Origin of the sequence: Arthrobacter sp. ISL-65, assembly GCF_018613795.1 — a bacterium.
GTDB lineage: Bacteria > Actinomycetota > Actinomycetes > Actinomycetales > Micrococcaceae > Arthrobacter.
Map to the genome: position 1 here is coordinate 405,276 of NZ_JAGGPN010000020.1, position 20,546 is coordinate 425,821.

The following is a 20,546-nucleotide window of genomic DNA, read 5'->3' on the forward strand; positions in this document are numbered from 1 at the left end:
CAGTGCGTATCCCACTTTCCTGGCTGCGTGAATTTGCGCAGATCCCGGCCGGAGCAACGGCCGAAGACGTCATGGCCGAACTGGTCAAGGTCGGATTTGAAGAAGAAGCAGTGCACCGCCCCACGGACGCCCTGCGCGGACCCGTCGTGGTGGGCCAGGTCCTGAGCCTGGTCAAGGAACCGCAGACCAACGGCAAGACCATCAACTGGTGCCAGGTCCGCGTCGTCCCCGAGGGCCAGGAGCAGACCCTCACCGGCAAGGGCATTGACCCTTCCGGTGTGCAGGGCATCATCTGCGGAGCCCACAACTTCGTTGAGGGCGACAAGGTGGTGGTCACCCTGCCGGGTGCCGTCCTTCCCGGCGACTTCCACATTTCGGCACGGAAGACCTACGGCCACCTGTCCGCGGGCATGATCGCCTCCGTCCGTGAACTGGGCATTGGCGAGGACCACGACGGCATCCTGGTGCTCTCCCGGATCGGCCTCGACCCCGAGATCGGGACCGACGCCATGGAACTGCTGGGCCTCTACGACCAGGCCGCGGAAATCAACGTGACGCCGGACCGCGGGTACGCCTTCTCGATCCGCGGCGTGGCGCGCGAATACGCCCACGCCACCGGCACGGTATTCACCGATCCCGCGTCGAAGGTCAACGCGCCGGCTGTCCTCTCCGGCGGCTACGGCGTCAAGATCAACGACGACGCGCCCATCTACGGCAAGCCCGGCTGCGACCGCTTCGTGGCGCGCAGCGTCCGGGGTGTGGACGCCACCAGGCCCACGCCGCCGTGGATGGCTTCCAGACTGCGCCTCGCAGGGATCCGGTCCATCTCCCTGCCGGTGGACATTTCGAATTACGTGATGCTCGAGCTCGGCCAGCCGCTGCACTTCTACGACCAGGACAAGCTGTCCGGCGACATCGTGGTGCGCCGGGCTGTTGCCGGGGAGAAGCTGACCACCCTCGACGGCAAGGAGCGCTCGCTCGATCCCGAGGACCTGCTGATCACCGACGCCTCCGGCCCCATCGGCGTCGCCGGCGTCATGGGCGGCGCGTCCACCGAGGTCTCCGACGCCACCACGGCTGTCCTGATCGAGGCTGCCCACTTCGAGGAAGTTTCCATTGCCCGCTCGCGCCGGCGCCACAAGCTCCCGTCCGAAGCCTCCAAGCGCTTTGAACGCGGCGTGGACTGGCAGGTCGCCAACATCGCGGCCCAGCGCGCCGTCGACCTTCTCGTGGAACTGGCCGGCGGGACCGCCGATGAGGCGGGCACCGACGTCGGAACCGCGCCGGATCCGGTGACCATCGCGCTGCCGGGGGAATTCCCCGCAGCCCGGATTGGCATCGACTTCACCGAAGAGCAGATCGTCACGTCCCTGGAGGACCTCGGCGCCGTTCTCGAAAAGTCCGACGCCGGCTGGACCGTCACAGCGCCGAGCTGGCGGAACGACCTGGAAACCAAGGAGGACCTCTCCGAGGAGGTAGCCCGCCTGGTGGGCTACGACCAGATCCCCGCGACCCTGCCGGTGGCGCCTCCCGGGCGTGGCCTGACCCGCGTGCAGCAGCAACGCCGCCGCCTGGTCCAGGCCCTGGCGGACGCCGGTCTCACTGAGGTCCTGGCCTACCCCTTCGTGTCGAAGGCCGCCAATGAGACGTTCGGCGTGGCCGAGGAGGGTGCACCCCGGACTGCGGTCAAGCTTGCCAACCCGATCAGCGAGGAGCAGGGCTACCTGCGCACATCGGTGCTGCCGGGCCTGCTGGAGGTCGCCAAGCGCAACCACTCCCGCGGCTTCCGCGACCTTGCCGTCTTCGAAGCCGGCATGGTGTTCCTGCCCGGTGACACGCTGGGCACGCCGTCCATCCCTCCGTTGGGCGTCAAGCCAACCGATGAGGTGCTGGACGCGCTGTACGACGGCGTTCCGGACCAGCCGCTGCACGTCGCCGCCGTCCTGACCGGCCATGATTCGCCCGCCGCCGCCGGCCACGCCCCGCGGCCATGGGACTGGGCAGACGCCCTGGACATCGCCCGCCTGGCCGGTGACGTTCTTGGTGTGGAGCTTGTGGTCACGCAGGGCCGGCACCAGGCCTTCCATCCGGGCCGAGCCGCGCAACTGTCGCTGCGCTCCGGCGAAGTGGTGGGATACGCCGGCGAGCTGCACCCCAAGCTCCTGGCCGCGCACGACGTTCCGGCGCGGTCCGTCGCGCTGGAACTGAACGCGGATGCCCTGTTCGAGGCTGCGGCCGACGTCGTGGTGGCCCGCCACATCTCAACCTTCCCGGTGGCCACACAGGACGTGGCACTCGTGGTGCCGCAGGACGTCCCCGCCGACGACGTGCTGGTAGCGCTGCGTGAAGGTGCCGGTGAGCTGCTTGAGGACGTCGCCCTGTTCGACGTGTACGCGGGCAAGGGGATCGGGGACGGCAAGAAGTCCCTCGCCTTCGGGCTGCGGTTCCGCGCCACCGACCGGACACTGACGGCCGACGAGGCGTCGGAGGCTCGGGAGCGCGCCGTCGCCGCCGCAGCCGAGCGGTTTGGTGCCGTCCAGCGCTAGATAAGCAAAAGGAAAGACCACGCCATGCGGCGTGGTCTTTCTTTTTGTCTGAGTGGCTTTATGGCGTCCCGGCTAGGGCAGCGGCGGCAGGGCCTCTTCGTACAGCCACGGATGCAGCAGCGATTCCGAGTCCAGCCCCGTGACGCGGTCGGCCGTGAGGATGAACTCGGGCGTCGACACGGAACTGTGCGCGTATGTTCGGGTCCATTCCTGCAGCAGCGCGAAGAACGCGAGGTCTCCGCAACGGCGGCGCAGGGCGTGCAGGGCCAGTGCTCCGCGCTTGTAGACCCTGTCATCGAACATGAGCTCGGGTCCGGGATCACCCACCAGAAGGTCCTGAGCGCCGGCGTTGAGCCGCCGCCAGGCCGCCAGCGCCCGCTCGTGGGCAGGCATCTCTCCGGCTTCCTCGGACCAGATCCACTCCGCGTAGCAGGCGAAACCCTCGTGCAGCCAGATGTCGCTCCACGTGCCGAGCGTCAGCGAGTTGCCGAACCACTGGTGGGCCAGTTCATGGGCGATCAGGCGCTGTGAATCCCACCCGGTATCCAGATGGTTGGCGCCGAGGATGGACAGCGACTGGGCCTCGAGCGGAATTTCCAGCTCATCGTCGGTGACCACCACCGTGTATTCGGGGAAGGGATAGGGACCGAAGCGGCTCACAAAGGTGCTCATCATGGCTTCCTGCCGGGCCAGCGCGGTCTGCGCCCGGGCCACCAGCTGCGCCGGCGCCGCAACGAACTGGGGCACGCCGGCCGAGTCCGGCAGGCTGACCAGCCCATACCGGCCGATCTGGATGGTTGCCAGATACGTCGCCATCGGTTCACGCTGCTCGTAGACCCAGGTCTGGCGGCTCGACCTCACGGCCTGCCCCACCAGGAGTCCGTTGCACACGGCGCGGTAGCCGGCATCGGTGGTGACGGTGATCCGGTAGCTGGCTTTGTTCCGCGGGTGGTCGTTGCAGGGGAACCACGTCGGCGCCCCGTTGGGCTGGCCGGCTACCAGAACGCCGTCGGTGAGCTCCTCCCAGCCCACCTCGCCCCACAGCCCCCGCCGCGGCTGCGGGTTGCCGTCATAGCGGATCTCGAGGCTGAACTCGGTGCCCGCCTCAAGGGGCTGTTCGCAGTGCACGACGAGCTGTTCTGCCCGCTGGGTGAACTTCCGCACGCGGACCCCGTTCAACTGGACCTTCAGGGCGCGGAGGCCTGTCATATCGAGTACGACGGCGGATGTGCGGCGGGCTGCCACAGCAGCCAGGACTGCGCGGCCGGTCAGCCGGTTGCTGGCGAGCTTGCAGTCCAGCTCCAGTTCATAGTGCAGGACGCGGTAGGCATCCGTACCGTGGCCCGGGACGTAGGGGTCGCCGGTTGTCGTGGCGCCGGCAGAGAGGACGGCGGCGGGGCCGGGCGATTCTCCGGAGCTCATTCTGCGTGTGACTTCCTTAGCTGTTATTTGAGTCGGGGTGCGGGAACGGCGGGCCCGGTCCACGGGCTGACCGGATTGCCCATCCAGTACGTCCCGGCCGGAACGGTCTCGCCCCGCATCACCAGGGACGCCGGACCAACGGTTCCGCCCTTGCCAATCCTCGCCTGCGGCAGAATCACGCCATGCGGGCCCATCGTCGCCCCGTCTTCGAGACTAACAGTGTCGATGCTCATGACGCGGTCGTGGAAGAGGTGGGTCTGGACGACGCAGCCGCGGTTGACCGTGGAGCCGGCACCGAGCGTCACGAGGTCCGCCTCAGGAAGCCAATAACTTTCACACCACGTGCCACGGCCGATCCTGGCGCCGAGGGCACGCAGCCACCAGACGAGGGCCGGGGTACCGCTGGCGGACCGGGCAAACCACGGGGCACTAACCATCTCGATGAAGGTGTCCACAACCTCGTTGCGCCAGATGAAGGAGCTCCACAACGGGTGTTCACCGGTTTTGATCCTGCCCACGAGCAGCCACTTGGCCGCCGCCGAGCAGCCTGCCGCCACCCCGCCCGCGGACAGGAGGACCACGCCTCCGAGTGCCGCTGCCGCACCGTAGCCGAGGGCGGTGGCGAGCCAGTCGAAGACGAGCAGCACGCCAAGGGCCAGACCCACCGTCAGGACCACCGGCACGAACCGGCACAGTTCCCAGAGGGTCCTGGCCACCTTGAGCCGGGCCGGCGGTTGGAAGGTGCGCGTGCTGTCGGACGCCACCGCGGTGCGCCGCAGCCTGACGGGAGGGCTGCCCAGCCAGGACGTGCCTGACTTGGCCTTGCCCGGTGTCGCCGAGAGGACTGCGACCAGGGAGTTCTTTGGTACGCTGCGTCCGGCCGCGGTCATGCCGGAGTTGCCAAGGAAGGAGCGCTTTCCGATTTTCGCGGGCGCAATCCGCATCCATCCTCCGCCGAGCTCATAGGGGGCCACCATGGTGTCGTCTGCGAGGAAAGCACCCTCTCCCACGGTGGTCATGCGCGGCAGCAACAGGACGGTGGAGGCCTCAACATTCTTTCCGACTTTGCTCCCCAGCAGCCTCAGCCAGACGGGCGTGAACAGGCTGGCGTAAATCGGGAACAGCAGGTCCCGTGCCATGTCCAGCACCCGCTCGGTGGCCCACACCTGCCAGCCGACGCGGCTGCGGACCCGGTAGTAGCCCTCCTTCAGGCCCAGGCCCAGCAGCCTGGTGGTGACCAGGATGAGCAGCATATTGGTGAGGAACCAGGTCACAGCGGCGAGTGGAAGCGACGCCAGCACCTGCGGCACGGCACTGAGCAGTGAGTCGCTGCCCCGAATGAACAGGAAGACCACCAAAGCTGCGGCCACGGCTGAAGCGTAGGGAATCAGGGCGAGGACGGCGGACGCGGCGGCGAAGGCCGTGAACCAGAGGCGCCCCAGGAGGGAACTGACCGGCTGCGCCGCGGGCCAGTCCTGCCGCGCCTTGCCACGCCGTTGTGCCGGGGAACCCGCCACCACCTGGCCGGACTTGACCTTGCCCAGCACCGCGGAACCCGGTTCCACCTGGCCGCCGGCGCCGATGCTGGACCCGGGCATCAGGGTGCTGCGGGCTCCCACCGTGGCCTCCGCCCCGACGTGGATATGGCCGATGCGGACGATGTCGCCGTCGATCCACCACCCGGAAAGGTCCACCTCAGGCTCGATATTGCAGCCGCGGCCGAGGGTAAGCAAGCCTGTCACCGGGGGTAGGGAATGCAGATGGACGTCGCTCCCGATCTTGGCGCCGAGGGCCCTTGCGTAGTAAGGCACCCAAGGCGCACTGGCAAGGCTCACGGCGCCGGCCAAGTCCTGGATCTGTTCGGCAAGCCAGAGGCGCAGGTGCACTTTGCCGGCCCGCGGGTAGGTCCCCGGCTGCACGTTGCGAAGCAGGAGGCGGGCGGCGGCAACAGAGAGTGCCATCCGTCCCGCCGGGCTGACGAAGATCAGCCAGGAGGCGGCCACCCACCACCATGACACGGTGGGCGCCGCCGTGAACCCGGCAACCGCGAACAGGACGTTGTTGGCAGCCATCAGATAGGTCAGCCAGCGCATACCCGCCAGAATGTGCAGCGGGATGCCCATCAGGGTCTGGAAGACCTGTGACTTCAGGGCCGTGGGGCGGACCGGCCGTTCCGGGGCAGGGCCGGCGGAGACGCCGTCGGGCAGTGACTGGCGGGCCGTCTCAATCAGCGCGCCGATGCGCGGGGTGGCGTAGATGTCTGCCACGGTGATGGTGGGGTAGCGGACCCGGAGCACGGAGACGAGCTGTGCCGCGGCCAGCGAACCTCCGCCGTGGGCGAAGAAGTCCGCGTCGAGGCCGGCCACGCTGCTGCCCAGGACGGCCTGCCACTGGTCAACGACCCACTGGGCATCCTCCGGCAGGTTCAGCGGCGCGGCGTCCGCAGCCGCGGCGCCGGCACCCGGCAGGGGCCACGGCAGCGCATGCCGGTCGACTTTCCCGCTGGTCTTGGTGGGCAACGTGTCGACGACGGTCAGCATGGGGATGAGCGGGGCCGGCAGTGTGGCGGAGAGCAGTTCACGGAACGCGGCCAGGTCCGGCGCAGTGTCCGGTGCGGCGGGAGCCAGGTAACCCACCAGGACCTGGTTGCCGGCGGCCGTCGTGCGCACAGCGGCGGCGGCGCCCGCAACGCCGGGGAGGGACTGCAGGGCTGCGTCGATCTCGCCGAGTTCGATCCGGCGGCCGCCAAGCTTGACCTGTTCGTCGGCGCGTCCCATGAAGATCAGGCCGGCGCGCTCGAAACGGACCAGGTCGCCGGAGCGGTAGGCGCGTCCCCATCCCAGCGAGGGCATGGGGGCATATTTCTCCGCGTCCTTCTGCGGATCGAGGTAGCGGGCCAGCCCCACGCCGCCGATGATGAGCTCGCCCACCTCGCCCTCGGCCACCGGGACGCCGTCGGAACCCACCACCGCCAGGTCCCAGCCGTCCAGGGGGAGCCCGATCCTGACCGGGCCGGTACCGCCCAGCGGAGCCGCGCAGGCCACGACTGTTGCCTCGGTGGGTCCGTAGGTGTTCCACACCTCACGGCCGTCCACGGCCAGGCGCTCGGCCAGCTCCGGCGGGCAGGCCTCGCCGCCGAAGATCAGCAGCCGGACGTTCTCCAGGGCTTCGGCCGGCCACAGCGCCGCAAGAGTGGGAACGGTGGAGACCACCGTGATGCCGTGATTGATCAGCCAGGGTCCCAGGTCCATGCCGGTGCGGACGAGGGCCCGCGGGGCAGGCACAAGGCAGGCGCCATGGCGCCAGGCCAGCCACATCTCTTCACAGGAGGCATCGAACGCCACCGAAAGACCCGCGAGCACACGGTCCTGCGGCCCTACCGGATCGTCCGGCAGGAAAATACGGGCTTCTGCGTCCACGAACGCGGCCGAAGAGCGGTGCTGCACCGCAACGCCCTTGGGCGTCCCGGTGGAGCCGGACGTAAAGATGACCCAGGCGTCGTCGGCGGGGGCGGCCGGGCGGGGAGCCGGGAAGGGGCGCGGCCGCTTGTGGTCCGTGACGATCTCGCCGTTGGCTCGCCGGATGCCGGCCACCAGGGCCTCACCGAACACCAGCTTGGCCCGTTCGTCCGGATCATCCGCGTCCACGGGGACGTAGGCGGCGCCGATCAGCAGGACGGCGAGGATCGCGATGTAGAGCTCGTTGGTGCCGGAAGGAATCCGCACCCCGATTTTGTCTCCCGCTCCCAGGCCGGCCTGGTGCAGACGCAGGCCCTCGGACTTTACCTCGGCCAGGAGCTGGGCGTAGCTCAGGGAGCGGCGGCCGTCGTCGAGCGCGGAAGCGTCGGGATACCGGGCGGCCGTCTCAGCCAGGATGTCCACCAGCGTCCGCTCCGGCGGGGCGGCGGCAGCGCCCGGCAGTTGCGCCGCGTGCACCTCTGCCGCTGCCGGTCCGCCGAGGGCAGAGGGAGCGGTCGTGTCCATGGTTTTGGGGAGGGGCTCAATCACGGCTGGATTCTCCCCCACCAAGGTGAACGGAAGGTGACATCGTTTCCCCTCCGTTCATCCGGGGCTGCTTTGTTTACAGGGCTGCCGCGTTCCGGGCCTGCAGGGTTAAAGACAAACGCTACGGGACCAGCAGGACCTTGCCGGTGGTGCGCCGGCCCTCGAGGTCCTCGTGCGCCCGGCGGGCCTCAGCCAGCGGATAGGTGGCGCCGATGCGGACGTTGAGGCTGCCGTCGGCCGCTGCTCCGAAGATTTCTGTGGAGCGCCACAGCCGTTCCTGCGGGTTGCCGAGGAAGTGCGCGAGCGTCGGGCGCGTCAGGGTCAGTGAGCCGCCGGCGTTAAGCCGCTGCGGGTCCACGGGCGGGACGGGGCCGGACGCCGCACCGAAGAGCACGAGTGAACCACGGGTGCGCAGGCTGGCCATGGAGCCGTCGAACGTGTCTTTCCCCACGCCGTCGTACACCACGTTCACGCCGGCACCGTGGGTCAGGTCCCGGACGGCGTCGGCGAAGCCGTCGTAGCGCAGCACCTCGTCCGCGCCGGCACCGCGGGCCAGGGATTCCTTCTCGTCAGTGGAGACGGTGGTGATGACACGGGCGCCGCGGGCTTTCAGCAGCTGGATGAGCAGCAGGCCCACCCCGCCGGCGCCTGCGTGGACCAGCACGTTGTGTCCGGGCTCAACGCGGAACGAGGAGTTGATCAGGTAATGCGCCGTCATGCCCTGGAGGGGGAGCGCGGCGGCGGTGTGGTCGTCCACGCCGTCCGGCACGGGCAGGGCCTTCACGGCGTCCAGCACGGTGTACCCGGCGTAGCACGCGGTTCCCTCAGCCGTGGCTACCCGGCTTCCCACGGGGTAGTCCTCGACGCCCTCGCCGATTTCCTCAACGACGCCGGCCGCTTCGGATCCCGGGGTGAAGGGGTAGTTCACCTTGTACGTGCCGCTGCGCTGGTAGGTTTCGATGAAGTTGACGCCCGTTGCCGCTACCTTCACCAGCAGTTGGCCGGGACCGGGGACGGGGCGGTCGATCTCCGTGATGTCCAGAACCTCTGGTCCGCCTGCCTGCCGGGCGACGATGGCGTGCGTCATGGAACCTCTCCTTTTCCGGGCCGGGACCTCCGGCACCCTTCCTCAACTCATCCTAGGGACCGGGGCGGTGCAGGCGAAGTCGGGCAGCCGCTCAGTAGCGCCGGGAGACCGCAGACATGGGGCATTCGAAGCCGCGTCCCGCAGCGAGCCCCACCTCATTGAGGTACCGGACAATGATCCCGAATGACGCGGCCAGCGTGGTCTCGGTAAAGGGAATTCCCTGTGTTTTGCAGTGCTGGCGCACCATCGCTGTTGCCTTATGCAGGTGGGGCCGGGCCATGTCGGGGAAGAGGTGATGCTCCACCTGGCGGTTCAGGCCGCCGAGCAGGATGTCCATGTACCGGCCGCCGGAAATGTTGCGTGATGTAAGCACCTGGCGGCTGAGGAAGTCAACGCGGCTGTCCGCCGGAAGGACCGGCATGCCCTTGTGGTTGGGTGCAAAAGACGCACCCATGTAGAAACCGAAAACAGCGAGCTGCACGCCTATGAAGGCGGCAGCCATGCCCAGCGGCAGGAAGGTGAAGGCCAGGGCGGGCAGGCTGCCGAGGCGGACAAGCAGGATGGGAAGCTCTACCCAGCGGTGCGTGACCTTGGCCCGGCGGAGGACGAACTTCACCGAATCGATCTGAAGTCCCAGGCCCACCAGGAACAGCAGCGGGAAGAAGAACCAGCCCTGCTTGCGGGTCAGGAAAGCGAACCTGCCCTGCCGGTCGGCCACCGCTTCAGTGTGGAACGCGATGGGACCGGGGGCGATGTCCGGGTCCTTGGAGATCACGTTCGGGTGGTTGTGGTGCGCACCGTGCTTCTGCTCCCACCAGGAGTAGCTCATGCCGGCCACGGAGGTGGCCAGGATGCGGGCGGTCCAGTCGTTGGCCCGGCGGGAGGCGAAAATCTGACGGTGCCCGGCCTCATGGGCCAGGAAGCTCAGCTGGGTGCAGAGGATGCCCACCGCGGCAGCGATCAGGAGTTGGAACCAGCTGTCGCCGATCAGCGCGAAACCGAACCAGGCCGCGGTCATCAGGAGAACCAGGCTGGAAAACAGGGTGATGTAGAAACCCACGCGGCGCTCGAGCAGCCCGGCTGCCTTGACGCTCTTAAGGAGTTCGGAATAGCTCGCCACAACGGCGTTTGGTTGCCGGACACGCGTCTGCGGGCGCTCCGAAGTGGTGGTGGGGGTCATGGACGCGGCGCCTCGTAACTGTCACGGGCAACGCTGCAGCCGACATTCGGACCGCACGGTCAAGCTCACCCTCCTGCCAGCATACGCTGACGCTCCAAACCACCGGGCAGTGGGTTTACGGGCAGAATCCATCGCATGCATAAATATCGACTTCTATGCATAGTCTTGCTGTATAGTCGTCTTCATGACTATTTCTGTTGCCGTTTCCGGGGCCAGCGGCTACGCCGGCGGCGAAGTCCTCCGCCTCTTGGCCGGCCACCCGGACGTCACCATCGGAGCCATCACGGCACACAGCAACGCCGGTTCCAGACTAGGCGAACTGCAGCCGCATCTCCATGGCCTGGCCAGCAGGATTCTCGAGGACACCAGCGTGGAGAACCTGTCCGGGCACGACGTCGTGTTCCTGGCCCTCCCGCACGGGGCGTCCGCTGAAATCGCGGCCAAGCTCCCCGAGGGAACGGTGGTGATCGACGCCGGCGCGGACCACCGCCTGGAGTCCGCCACCGCGTGGGAAAAGTTTTACGGCTCGGACCATGCCGGAACATGGCCGTACGGCCTGCCTGAGCTGCCGGGCCAGCGCGAGAAACTCAAGGGTGCCAACCGGATCGCCGTTCCGGGCTGCTACCCGACGTCGGCTCTGCTCGCTCTCACGCCCGGTTTCGCCGGCGGCCTGCTCGAGGGGAACGACGTCGTCATCGTCGCCGCCTCCGGCACTTCCGGCGCAGGCAAGGCAGCAAAGGTGAACCTCATCGGCGCCGAGGTCATGGGCTCCATGAGCCCCTATGGCGTGGGCGGCGGCCACCGGCACACGCCGGAGATCGAGCAGGGCCTGTCCAACGCCTCCGGTGAGCCGGTGACGGTTTCCTTCACGCCCACCCTGGCGCCCATGAGCCGGGGCATCCTCACCACCGCCACCGCACGGGTCAAGCCCGGCGTCGGGGCCGAGGAACTGCGCCGTGCCTGGGCGGAGGCGTACGACGACGAGCCGTTCGTCCACCTGCTGCCCGAAGGCCAGTGGCCCACCACCAAGTCCGTGCAGGGCTCCAACCACGCTGCCATGCAGCTGGCTTTCGACCCGCACGTCGGCCGCGTCATTGTCACGTGCGCCATCGACAACCTGACCAAAGGCACCGCCGGTGGAGCAGTGCAGTCCATGAACATTGCCCTTGGCCTGCCGGAGACCGCCGGCCTCAACCTGCAGGGAGTTGCCCCGTGACCGTTACCGCACCCAAGGGATTCCGCGCCGCCGGCGTCAGGGCCGGCCTCAAGGCCTCAGGAAATCCGGACCTCGCCCTCGTGGTCAACGACGGACCGTCCAAGGCCGCAGCCGCCGTCTTCACCTCCAACCGGGTGGCCGCAGCCCCCGTCCACTGGTCGCGCCAGGTGGTCTCGGACGGCCGCGTCGACGCGGTGATCCTCAACTCCGGCGGTGCCAACGCCTGCACCGGCCCGCAGGGCTTCCAGAACACGCACACGACGGCGGAGAAGACGGCCGAGGCGCTCGGCCTGTCCGCCACCGACGTCTTCGTCTGTTCCACCGGCCTGATCGGCGAGCAGTTGCCCATGGACAAGATCGTCCCGGGCATCGACGCCGCGGCAGCCGCCCTGAGCACGGACGGCGGTGCCCAGGCCGCCACGGCCATCATGACCACCGATTCGGTGCCCAAGCAGGCGGTCTTCACCGGCGCCGACGCCGGGGGAAACGAATTCACCATCGGCGGCATCGCCAAGGGCGCGGGCATGCTGGCGCCCGGGCTTGCCACCATGCTGGTGGTGCTCACCACGGATGCGGACGTCCAGCCGGAAATGCTCGACCTTGTCCTCCGCGACGCCACGCGGGTCACCTTCGACCGTGCCGACTCCGACGGCTGCATGTCCACCAACGACACCGTGGTGCTGCTGGCCTCCGGCGCCTCCAAGGCCGTTCCGTCCGCCGAGACCTTCGGCCAGGGCCTCACCCAGGTCTGCGCCGAGCTGGCCCGCAAGCTGATCGGCGACGCAGAGGGCGCCAGCCATGACATCGCGATCCGGACGTTCAACGCCGCCACCGAGCGCGACGCCGAAACGGTCAGCCGCGCCGTGGCCCGCTCGAACCTCTTCAAGGCAGCCATCTTCGGCAAGGACCCCAACTGGGGCCGCGTGCTCTCCGCCGTGGGCACCACCGACGCCGCGTTCGCACCGGACCAGCTCAACGTGTCCATGAACGGGGTCCAGATCTGCCAGAACGGCGGCATAGGCCAGGACCGCAAGCTCGTGGACCTGGAGCCGCGCGAGGTGCTCGTGGAGATCGACCTGCAGGCCGGCGATGCAGAAGCCACCATCTGGACCAACGACCTCACGCACGACTACGTCCACGAGAACAGCGCCTACTCAAGCTAGATCCGCCGGCAACCCTGGAGAACCAGCCGCATGAACACCCAGACCCGCGAGTCAACGTCCATGAGTGATGCCCAAGACAAGGCAGGCACCCTCATCGAAGCCCTGCCGTGGATCCAGCGCTTTGCCGGAACCACCATGGTGATCAAGTACGGCGGCAACGCCATGGTCAACGACGAGCTGCGCCGCGCCTTCGCCGAGGACGTCGTGTTCCTCCACCACGTGGGCATCCACCCCGTGGTGGTGCATGGCGGCGGTCCGCAGATCAACTCGATGCTGGGCCGGCTCGGCATCGAGTCGGAGTTCAAGGGCGGCCTGCGCGTGACCACGCCCGAGGCCATGGATGTGGTGCGCATGGTCCTCACCGGCCAGGTGGGCCGGGAACTGGTGGGCCTGATCAACTCGCACGGGCCCTACGCCGTCGGCATGTCCGGTGAAGACGGCGGCCTGCTGCGTGCCGTCCGCACCGGAACCGTCGTTGACGGCGAGCAGGTGGACCTCGGGCTCGTGGGCGAGGTGGTGGGAGTTGACCCCGCCGGCATCGTGGACATTCTCGACGCCGGCCGGATCCCCGTGATCTCCACCGTCGCCCCGGAGATCACCGACGCCGGCGAAGGCGTGACGGGCACCGCGCGGTTCCAGCCCACCGGCCAGGTCCTGAACGTCAACGCGGACACCGCAGCGGCGGCCGTTGCCTCCGCGCTGGGCGCCTCCAAGCTGGTCATCCTGACCGACGTCGAAGGCCTCTACGCCAACTGGCCGGACAAATCCTCGCTCATTTCCTCCCTGACGGCCTCCGAGCTGCGGGACATGCTACCCAGCCTCGAATCAGGCATGATTCCCAAGATGGCCGCCTGCCTTAAGGCGATCGACGAGGGCGTGGAGCGGGCGCACATTGTGGACGGCCGGCTGCCCCACTCAATGCTTCTTGAAACATTTACGACGGCGGGCATCGGCACCCAGGTGGTCCCGGACGAGGAGACGAACGCATGAACACCATGGAGAATCTCGACAAGCTCGATCAACGGAGCCCGGTAACGGAGCTGGTTGAAACCAGCGGCCACGCAGGCTCCGAGTGGCTGGCGCGCTACTCCTCGTCGCTGATGGGTGTGTTCGGCACGCCCCAGCGGGTGCTGGTCCGCGGCGCGGGCTGCCTTGTCTGGGACGCCGACGGCAAGGAATACCTGGACCTCCTGGGCGGCATCGCCGTCAACGCGCTGGGCCACGCCCACCCGTTCGTGACCTCGGTGATCTCCAGCCAGCTGGCCACCCTGGGGCACGTGTCCAACTTCTTCACCAGCCCCACCCAGATCGCGCTGGCCGAAAAACTGCTGGAACTCAGTGCAGCGCCGGCCGGGTCCAAGGTGTTCTTCACCAACTCCGGCACGGAGGCCAACGAGGCCGCCTTCAAGCTGGCCCGCCGGAACTCGGGTTCCTCCTCCGGGGAGGCCGGCGGCAAGCGCCGCACCCGGATCATCGCGCTCGAAGGCGCATTCCACGGCCGGACCATGGGCGCACTGGCACTCACCGCAAAAGAGGCGTACCGCGCGCCCTTCGAGCCCATGCCCGGCGGCGTTGAGCACATCCCGTTCGGGGACATCGAGGCGCTGCGCAACGCCGTCGATGACACCGTGGCTGCCGTCTTCCTGGAGCCGATCCAGGGCGAGGCAGGCGTCCGGCCCCTTCCGGCCGGCTACCTGAAGGCCGCCCGCGAGTTCACGGCGGAGGCCGGTGCCCTGCTGATCCTGGACGAGGTGCAGACCGGCATCGCCCGTACGGGCAAGTGGTTGGCCAGCGAGGACGCCGGCATCGTGCCGGACGCAATCACCCTGGCCAAGGGCCTCGGCGGCGGTTTCCCGATCGGTGCGCTCGTCACGTTCGGCGAGCAGACGTCGTCGCTGCTGTCCGCAGGGCAGCACGGCACCACGTTCGGCGGCAACCCGGTGGCCACCGCGGCGGCCCTTGCCACCCTGCACGCCATCGAAAGCCAGCACGTGCTGGACAACGTCCGCGCTGTCGGTGGGCATGTCCGGCAGTCGCTGGCCGCCGTCGATGGTGTCATCGAGGTGCGTGGCGAGGGCCTGCTGATCGGCTTCGACCTGGACGCCGACGTCGCCCCTGCCGCGGTGACCGCAGCCCTGGACGCCGGCTTCATCATCAACAGCCCCGGCCCCCGCACCATCCGCCTGGCCCCGCCGCTCATCCTGACCACCGAGCAGGCAGACCGTTTCCTGGCCGCCCTTCCGGCCATCCTGCAAACCGCAAAGGACGCACAGTGACTTCCACCGGCACCATCCGCCACTTCCTCAAGGACACGGACCTGAGCCCTGCCGAGCAGGCGGAAGTCCTGGAACTCGCGGGACGCATGAAAGCAGCGCCGTACAGCGTCCAGCCGTTCGCCGCCGAAGGCAGCGGACGCAAAACTGTCGCCGTCATCTTCGACAAGACCTCCACCCGGACCCGGGTCTCCTTCGCCACCGGCGTGGCGGACATGGGCGGTAATGCCCTCATCATCAACCCGGGAGAGGCCCAGATCGGCCACAAGGAATCGGTGGAGGACACCGCCAAGGTCCTGGAGCGCATGGTTTCCACCATCGTCTGGCGCACCGGCGCGCACTCCGGCCTCGTTGCCATGGCCGAAAACTCTAAAGTTCCGGTTATCAACGCCCTGTGCGACGACTACCACCCCTGCCAACTGCTGGCTGATCTCCTGACCGTCAAGGAGCACAAGGGCGAACTCACGGGGCTCACCATGGCCTACCTCGGTGACGCCGCCAACAACATGGCGAACTCCTACCTCCTGGCCGGCGTCACGGCAGGCATGCACGTCCGCATCGCCGGTCCCGAGGGCTACCTGCCTGCGGCCGGCATCGTGGCCGCTGCCGAGGAACGTGCTGCCGAAACCGGCGGATCCGTCCTCATCACGACGGACGCGGCGGAGGCACTCAAGGGAGCCGACGTCGTGGCCACCGACACCTGGGTTTCCATGGGCCAGGAAGCGGAAAAGGAAGCACGGATGAAGCTGTTCCGTGAATACTCCGTGGACGAGGCTGCGCTGGCGCAGGCTGCCGCTGACGCCGTCGTGCTGCACTGCCTTCCCGCCTACCGCGGCTACGAAATCTCGGCCGGCGTGATTGATGGCCCGCAGTCCATCGTGTGGGACGAGGCCGAGAACCGCCTGCACGCGCAGAAGGGGCTCATGGCTTGGCTCATGCACCAGTCCGGGCTGGCCGTCGTCGACGGACTGCGGCCCCTGGCAGGGCAGGCGTAGTTGTCCGTCCCCGCTCCCGCGCCCGGCGCGAGCCCGGCCACCAAGACGGCCCGCCAGGCGCGGATCACCGCGATCCTGACCGGCGAATCGGTGCGTTCGCAGGCCGAGCTTGCGGCGCTGCTCGCGGACGACGGCGTACAGGTCACCCAGGCCACGCTGTCGCGTGACCTGGTGGAGCTTGGTGCTGTCCGCGTCCGCGGCAAGGAAGGCGTGCTGGTGTACGCCGTCCCCGGTGAAGGCGGGGAGCGGGCGGCCAAGAGCGGGGTCAGCCAGGAAATCCTCGATGCCAGGCTGGCACGGCTGTGCGGCGAACTGCTGGTCACGGCGGAGGCCTCGGCCAACATCGCGGTGCTCCGGACGCCGCCGGGCGCGGCAAACTTCCTCGCCCTCGCCATCGACCATTCAGTGATGCCCTCGATCCTGGGCACCATCGCCGGGGATGACACCGTGCTGCTTGTGGCCCGGGACCCGCTGGGCGGGCCGGAATTGGCCGCCCGGTTCCTGCAGCTCGCCGAGGAAGCCGGCCAGTAAGCCGGCCGCTTCCTTCCAAGACAAACAAAAAACAGAAACAACAACTAAGGAGCATATTCCGTGACTGAGCGTATTGTTCTGGCCTACTCAGGTGGCCTGGATACTTCCGTAGCCATCGGCTGGATCGGTGAAGCCACCGGCGCCGAGGTCATCGCCGTGGCGGTCGACGTCGGACAGGGCGGCGAATCGCTGGAGACCATCCGCCAGCGCGCCCTCGGCTGCGGCGCCGTCGAGGCCTACGTGGCGGACGCGTCTGACGAGTTCGCCAACGAATACTGCGTGCCCACGCTGAAGGCCAACGCCCTCTACCAGGGCCACTACCCGCTGGTCTCCGCCATCTCGCGTCCGGTGATCGTCAAGCACCTGGTCAAGGCCGCCCGCGAATTCGGCGCCACTACGGTGGCGCACGGCTGCACCGGCAAGGGCAACGACCAGGTCCGCTTCGAGGTGGGCATCCAGACCCTCGGACCCGACCTGAAGTGCATCGCGCCCGTCCGCGACCTCGCCCTGACCCGCGATAAGGCCATCGCCTTCGCCGAGGAAAAGGGACTGCCGATCGAGACCACCAAGAAGAACCCCTACTCGATCGACCAGAACGTCTGGGGACGCGCCGTCGAAACCGGCTACCTCGAGGACATCTGGAACGCGCCCACCAAGGACATCTACGACTACACCGCCACGCCGGAATTCCCGCCGGCCCCGGACGAGGTCACCATCTCCTTCGAAGCCGGCGTTCCGGTAGCCATCGACGGCGTCAAGGTCACCCCGCTGCAGGCCATCAAGGAACTGAACCGCCGCGCCGGCGCCCAGGGTGTGGGCCGCATCGACGTCGTCGAGGACCGCCTCGTGGGCATCAAGTCCCGCGAAATCTACGAAGCACCGGGCGCCATGGCGCTGATCACCGCGCACAAGCACCTCGAGGACATCACCATCGAGCGCGAGCAGGCCCGTTTCAAGGCCACCGTCGGCCAGCGCTGGGCCGAACTGGTCTACGACGGCCAGTGGTTCTCCCCGCTGAAGCGCTCCCTGGACGCCTTCATCGACGACACCCAGAAGTACGTCTCCGGCGATATCCGCATGGTGCTGCACGGCGGCCAGGCGATCGTCAACGGACGCCGCTCCGAGACCTCGCTGTACGACTTCGACCTCGCCACCTACGACACCGGCGACACCTTCGACCAGTCCATGGCGCGCGGCTTCATTGAGCTGTGGGGCATGTCCGCCAAGGTTGCGTCCGGCCGCGACATCCGCGTCGCAGGAAAGTAATGGCGTCCGCAACAAACGAGGGCGCGCTGTGGGGCGGCCGGTTCGCCGGCGGCCCCGCCGATGCCCTCGCGGCGCTGAGCAAGTCGACGCACTTCGACTGGCGCCTGGCGCGCTACGACATCGCCGGTTCCAAGGCGCACGCCCGCGTGCTCCACAAGGCCGGGCTGCTGGATGCCGCCGAACTCGAAGGCATGCTCGCAGCCCTGGACCAGCTGGATGCGGACGTCGCCTCGGGCGCCTATGTGCCGGCGGAATCCGATGAGGACGTGCACGGTTCGCTGGAGCGCGGCCTGATCGAGCGTGCCGGGACCCAGCTGGGCGGCAAGCTTCGGGCGGGGCGTTCGCGCAACGACCAGGTGGCCACGCTGGGCCGCATGTTCCTGCGTGACCACGCCCGGATCATTGCCCGCGGCGTGCTCGCCACCATCGACGCGCTGGTGGGGCAGGCCAAGGCCCACCCCGGCGTGGCGATGCCGGGGCGCACGCACCTGCAGCACGCGCAGCCCGTCCTGCTCAGCCACCACCTGCTGGCCCACGCCTGGGCGCTGCTGCGCGACGTGCAGCGGCTGCAGGACTGGGACAAGCGAGCCGGCGTCTCGCCGTACGGCTCCGGTGCCCTCGCGGGTTCGTCGCTGGGCCTTGACCCCGAGGCCGTGGCCGCGGACCTGGGCTTCTTCTCCGCCGTCCACAACTCGATCGACGGCACCGCGTCCCGCGATGTCTTTGCCGAGTTTGCCTGGGTGGCCGCGATGATCGGCGTCGACCTGTCCCGGATCTCGGAGGAAGTCATCTTCTGGGCCACCAAGGAGTTCTCCTTCGTCACGCTGCACGATTCCTACTCCACGGGATCGTCCATCATGCCGCAGAAGAAGAACCCGGATGTGGCCGAACTGGCCCGCGGCAAGGCCGGCCGGCTGATCGGCAACCTCACCGGCCTGCTGGCCACGCTGAAGGGCCTGCCGCTCGCGTACAACCGCGACCTGCAGGAAGACAAGGAGCCGGTGTTCGACGCCGCCGACACGCTGGAGCTGCTGCTGCCGGCTGTCTCCGGCATGATCGCCACGCTCAAGTTCAATGCCGAGCGGATGGAATCCCTGGCTCCGCAGGGCTTCGCGCTGGCCACTGACATCGCCGAGTGGCTGGTCCGCCAGGGCGTGCCCTTCCGCGAGGCGCACGAACTGTCCGGGGCTGCTGTGAAGCAGGCCGAGAGCCGCGGCGTGGAACTGTGGGACCTGACGGACCAGGAGTATGCCGCCATTTCGGAGCACCTCACCCCGGAGGTCCGCAGCGTCCTCAGCACGGAAGGATCGCTCAACAGCCGCAACTCGCAGGGCGGCACGGCACCGGCCGCCGTCGAACGCCAGCTTGCCGCGCTGGAGGGCGAGCTCGCCGGCGTCCGCGACTACGCGGGATAGGGCATCGCCCGCCCGCCTCTGCGCGAGATGGCACTTTGCGGCAATGTTTTTCGAAAACACTGCCGTCAAGTGCCATCTCGCTGGCGTTAACCGGCGATGACGCTCGGTTAGGATGGCGCCATGACCGCGATCACACCTGACACTTTGCGCGCCGAACTCCACAAAGCGGCCGACGCCGTTTCCTCCCTGGCAGCGAAACTCACCGAGGCTGACGTCCCGGCTCCCTCGGCCCTTCCGGGCTGGACCCGCGGGCACGTGCTGGCGCACATCGCCGGCATCTCCAACGCGATGGCCCGGCAGCTCGAGTTCGCCGCGCGCGGCGAAACAGTAGAGCTGTACGACGGCGGCTATGACGGCCGCACGAAGGCCATCGAAATGAGCGCCGGGCATGCACTGGACCAGCACCGCGCAGACCTGGACTCAGCGCTGGAGCGGGCGCTGCGCGCTTTCGATTCGTTGGATGCGGATGCCGGTGGGGATGCCGGCAACGCTGCTGCGGGTGATGCCGGCGGCTGGCGCGCACCCATTTCCTACCGCGGGGGAGTGGTGCTGGACGGCGGCTTCGCGCTCTGGCGCGAGCTTGTGATCCACGCGTCCGACCTCAACACCGGCCGCGGCCCGGAAACGTGGAGCAGGCCGTTCTGTGAGCATCTGTTCACCTTTTTGGCCGCACGCGTTCCGGAGGAGCAGAAGCTGGTGCTGCAGCCGCTTGGCATGCCTCCGGTGGTGATCGGCGCCGGCGGCCGCTCCACGGTGATTAGTGGCATGGTCACGGATATCGCCGCCTGGCTCGCCGGACGGGAGCCGTCGCTGGGCAGCCTGCGCGCTTCAGCAGCGGCCGACGGCGTGGACCTGCCGGAACTGCTGCCGTGGCCTTCCGGGGTTCCGGCGAAATAGCTGGAGGTGCAGTGGTTCAGGGTGCCACAGATAAACCGGCGGCGAGCCCCTGCTTTTCGCGGGCCAGCAGACTTTCCTTGATCCGCAGCCCCCAGCGGAAGCCGCCCATCGTGCCGTCCGTGCGGACCACCCGGTGGCACGGTACGAATAGCGCGGCGGCGTTGAAGGCGCAGGCGCTGGCGGCGGCCCGGACTGCCTTGGCGTTCCCGGACAGCTCAGCGTATTCGGTGTAGGTAACCGGCGCCCCCGGGCTGACGGTGCGGAGCACGTCCCACGCGTGGGCGCGGAACGGGCCCGATTTCTGCAGGACGGGCACGTTCATGGCAGGAGCCGGATCGCCCGCGTAGAAGGCCTCCACGGCCGCGGAAATCGCCCCGAGATGCTCCACTGCCTCGTAGGCGTCCGGCAGCAGCTGCGGATGGATCTGGCCCGTCAGCTCCTGTGGGTCGGCCGTCCAGCCCGAGGCGAGCACCACGCCGTCGCGGGCGATGATGGTGAACGGCCCGTCCGGCGTTGTCATGCTGAGCAGCTGGGCTTTCATTGAACTGTCA

15 protein-coding genes are annotated in these 20,546 nt (G+C 68.3%); 10 read left to right on the plus strand and 5 right to left on the minus strand.

Annotated features, from left to right (window positions below; genetic code table 11):
* Positions 1-2 precede the first annotated feature (2 nt).
* Positions 3-2,546, plus strand: a complete 2,544-nt coding sequence (gene pheT / locus J7I85_RS10175) for a phenylalanine--tRNA ligase subunit beta (protein ID WP_214851112.1) — start codon at positions 3-5, stop codon at positions 2,544-2,546.
* A 72-nt stretch (positions 2,547-2,618) separates the two neighbouring features.
* Here the strand turns inward: pheT and J7I85_RS10180 are convergent, their stop codons facing one another.
* The 4 genes from J7I85_RS10180 to J7I85_RS10195 form a co-directional block, all read right to left on the minus strand.
* Positions 2,619-3,968, minus strand: coding sequence for a M1 family metallopeptidase (locus J7I85_RS10180; protein ID WP_214851114.1), 1,350 nt, complete (start codon positions 3,966-3,968; stop codon positions 2,619-2,621).
* A gap of 23 nt (positions 3,969-3,991) precedes the next feature.
* Positions 3,992-7,951 carry a Pls/PosA family non-ribosomal peptide synthetase gene (locus J7I85_RS10185; protein WP_214851310.1) on the minus strand — a complete coding sequence of 1,320 codons (3,960 nt, stop codon included), beginning with the start codon at positions 7,949-7,951 and terminating at the stop codon, positions 3,992-3,994.
* 142 nt (positions 7,952-8,093) lie between these two features.
* Complete coding sequence (locus J7I85_RS10190) at positions 8,094-9,059, minus strand: quinone oxidoreductase (protein ID WP_214851124.1); 966 nt, start codon at positions 9,057-9,059, stop codon at positions 8,094-8,096.
* 91 nt (positions 9,060-9,150) lie between these two features.
* Positions 9,151-10,239, minus strand: coding sequence for an acyl-CoA desaturase (locus J7I85_RS10195; RefSeq protein WP_214851126.1), 1,089 nt, complete (start codon positions 10,237-10,239; stop codon positions 9,151-9,153).
* Between the two features lie 184 nt (positions 10,240-10,423).
* Between J7I85_RS10195 and argC the strand changes: the two genes are divergently transcribed.
* From argC to J7I85_RS10240, 9 genes are all read left to right on the plus strand, one after another.
* Positions 10,424-11,455, plus strand: coding sequence for an N-acetyl-gamma-glutamyl-phosphate reductase (gene argC / locus J7I85_RS10200; RefSeq protein WP_214851128.1), 1,032 nt, complete (start codon positions 10,424-10,426; stop codon positions 11,453-11,455).
* Positions 11,452-12,618 (plus strand): bifunctional glutamate N-acetyltransferase/amino-acid acetyltransferase ArgJ, encoded by a 1,167-nt coding sequence (gene argJ / locus J7I85_RS10205; RefSeq protein WP_214851130.1) that lies wholly within the window; start codon positions 11,452-11,454, stop codon positions 12,616-12,618. Before argC ends, argJ begins: the two co-directional genes overlap by 4 nt.
* A 30-nt stretch (positions 12,619-12,648) precedes the next feature.
* Complete coding sequence (gene argB / locus J7I85_RS10210) at positions 12,649-13,608, plus strand: acetylglutamate kinase (RefSeq protein WP_214851139.1); 960 nt, start codon at positions 12,649-12,651, stop codon at positions 13,606-13,608.
* Positions 13,605-14,894 (plus strand): acetylornithine transaminase, encoded by a 1,290-nt coding sequence (locus J7I85_RS10215; protein ID WP_214851140.1) that lies wholly within the window; start codon positions 13,605-13,607, stop codon positions 14,892-14,894. The genes argB and J7I85_RS10215 overlap by 4 nt, the downstream gene beginning before the upstream one ends.
* Positions 14,891-15,886: an ornithine carbamoyltransferase gene (gene argF, locus J7I85_RS10220; protein WP_214851147.1), complete on the plus strand. Its 996-nt coding sequence runs from the start codon at positions 14,891-14,893 to the stop codon at positions 15,884-15,886. The genes J7I85_RS10215 and argF overlap by 4 nt, the downstream gene beginning before the upstream one ends.
* The gene (locus J7I85_RS10225; protein ID WP_214851149.1) at positions 15,887-16,417 is read left to right on the plus strand and encodes an arginine repressor; all 531 of its coding nucleotides are present in this window, start codon (positions 15,887-15,889) and stop codon (positions 16,415-16,417) included.
* 60 nt (positions 16,418-16,477) lie between these two features.
* Entirely contained in the window at positions 16,478-17,683 is a 1,206-nt protein-coding gene (locus J7I85_RS10230; protein WP_190605519.1) for an argininosuccinate synthase, read from the plus strand.
* Positions 17,683-19,098 (plus strand): argininosuccinate lyase, encoded by a 1,416-nt coding sequence (gene argH / locus J7I85_RS10235; RefSeq protein WP_214851151.1) that lies wholly within the window; start codon positions 17,683-17,685, stop codon positions 19,096-19,098. The genes J7I85_RS10230 and argH overlap by 1 nt, the downstream gene beginning before the upstream one ends.
* Positions 19,099-19,218: 120 nt before the next feature.
* Entirely contained in the window at positions 19,219-19,995 is a 777-nt protein-coding gene (locus tag J7I85_RS10240; protein ID WP_214851153.1) for a maleylpyruvate isomerase family mycothiol-dependent enzyme, read from the plus strand.
* Between the two features lie 16 nt (positions 19,996-20,011).
* On the opposite strand, the gene J7I85_RS10245 is transcribed toward J7I85_RS10240, so the two are convergent.
* Positions 20,012-20,536, minus strand: coding sequence for a methylated-DNA--[protein]-cysteine S-methyltransferase (locus J7I85_RS10245; RefSeq protein ID WP_214851155.1), 525 nt, complete (start codon positions 20,534-20,536; stop codon positions 20,012-20,014).
* Between the last annotated feature and the right edge of the window lie 10 nt (positions 20,537-20,546).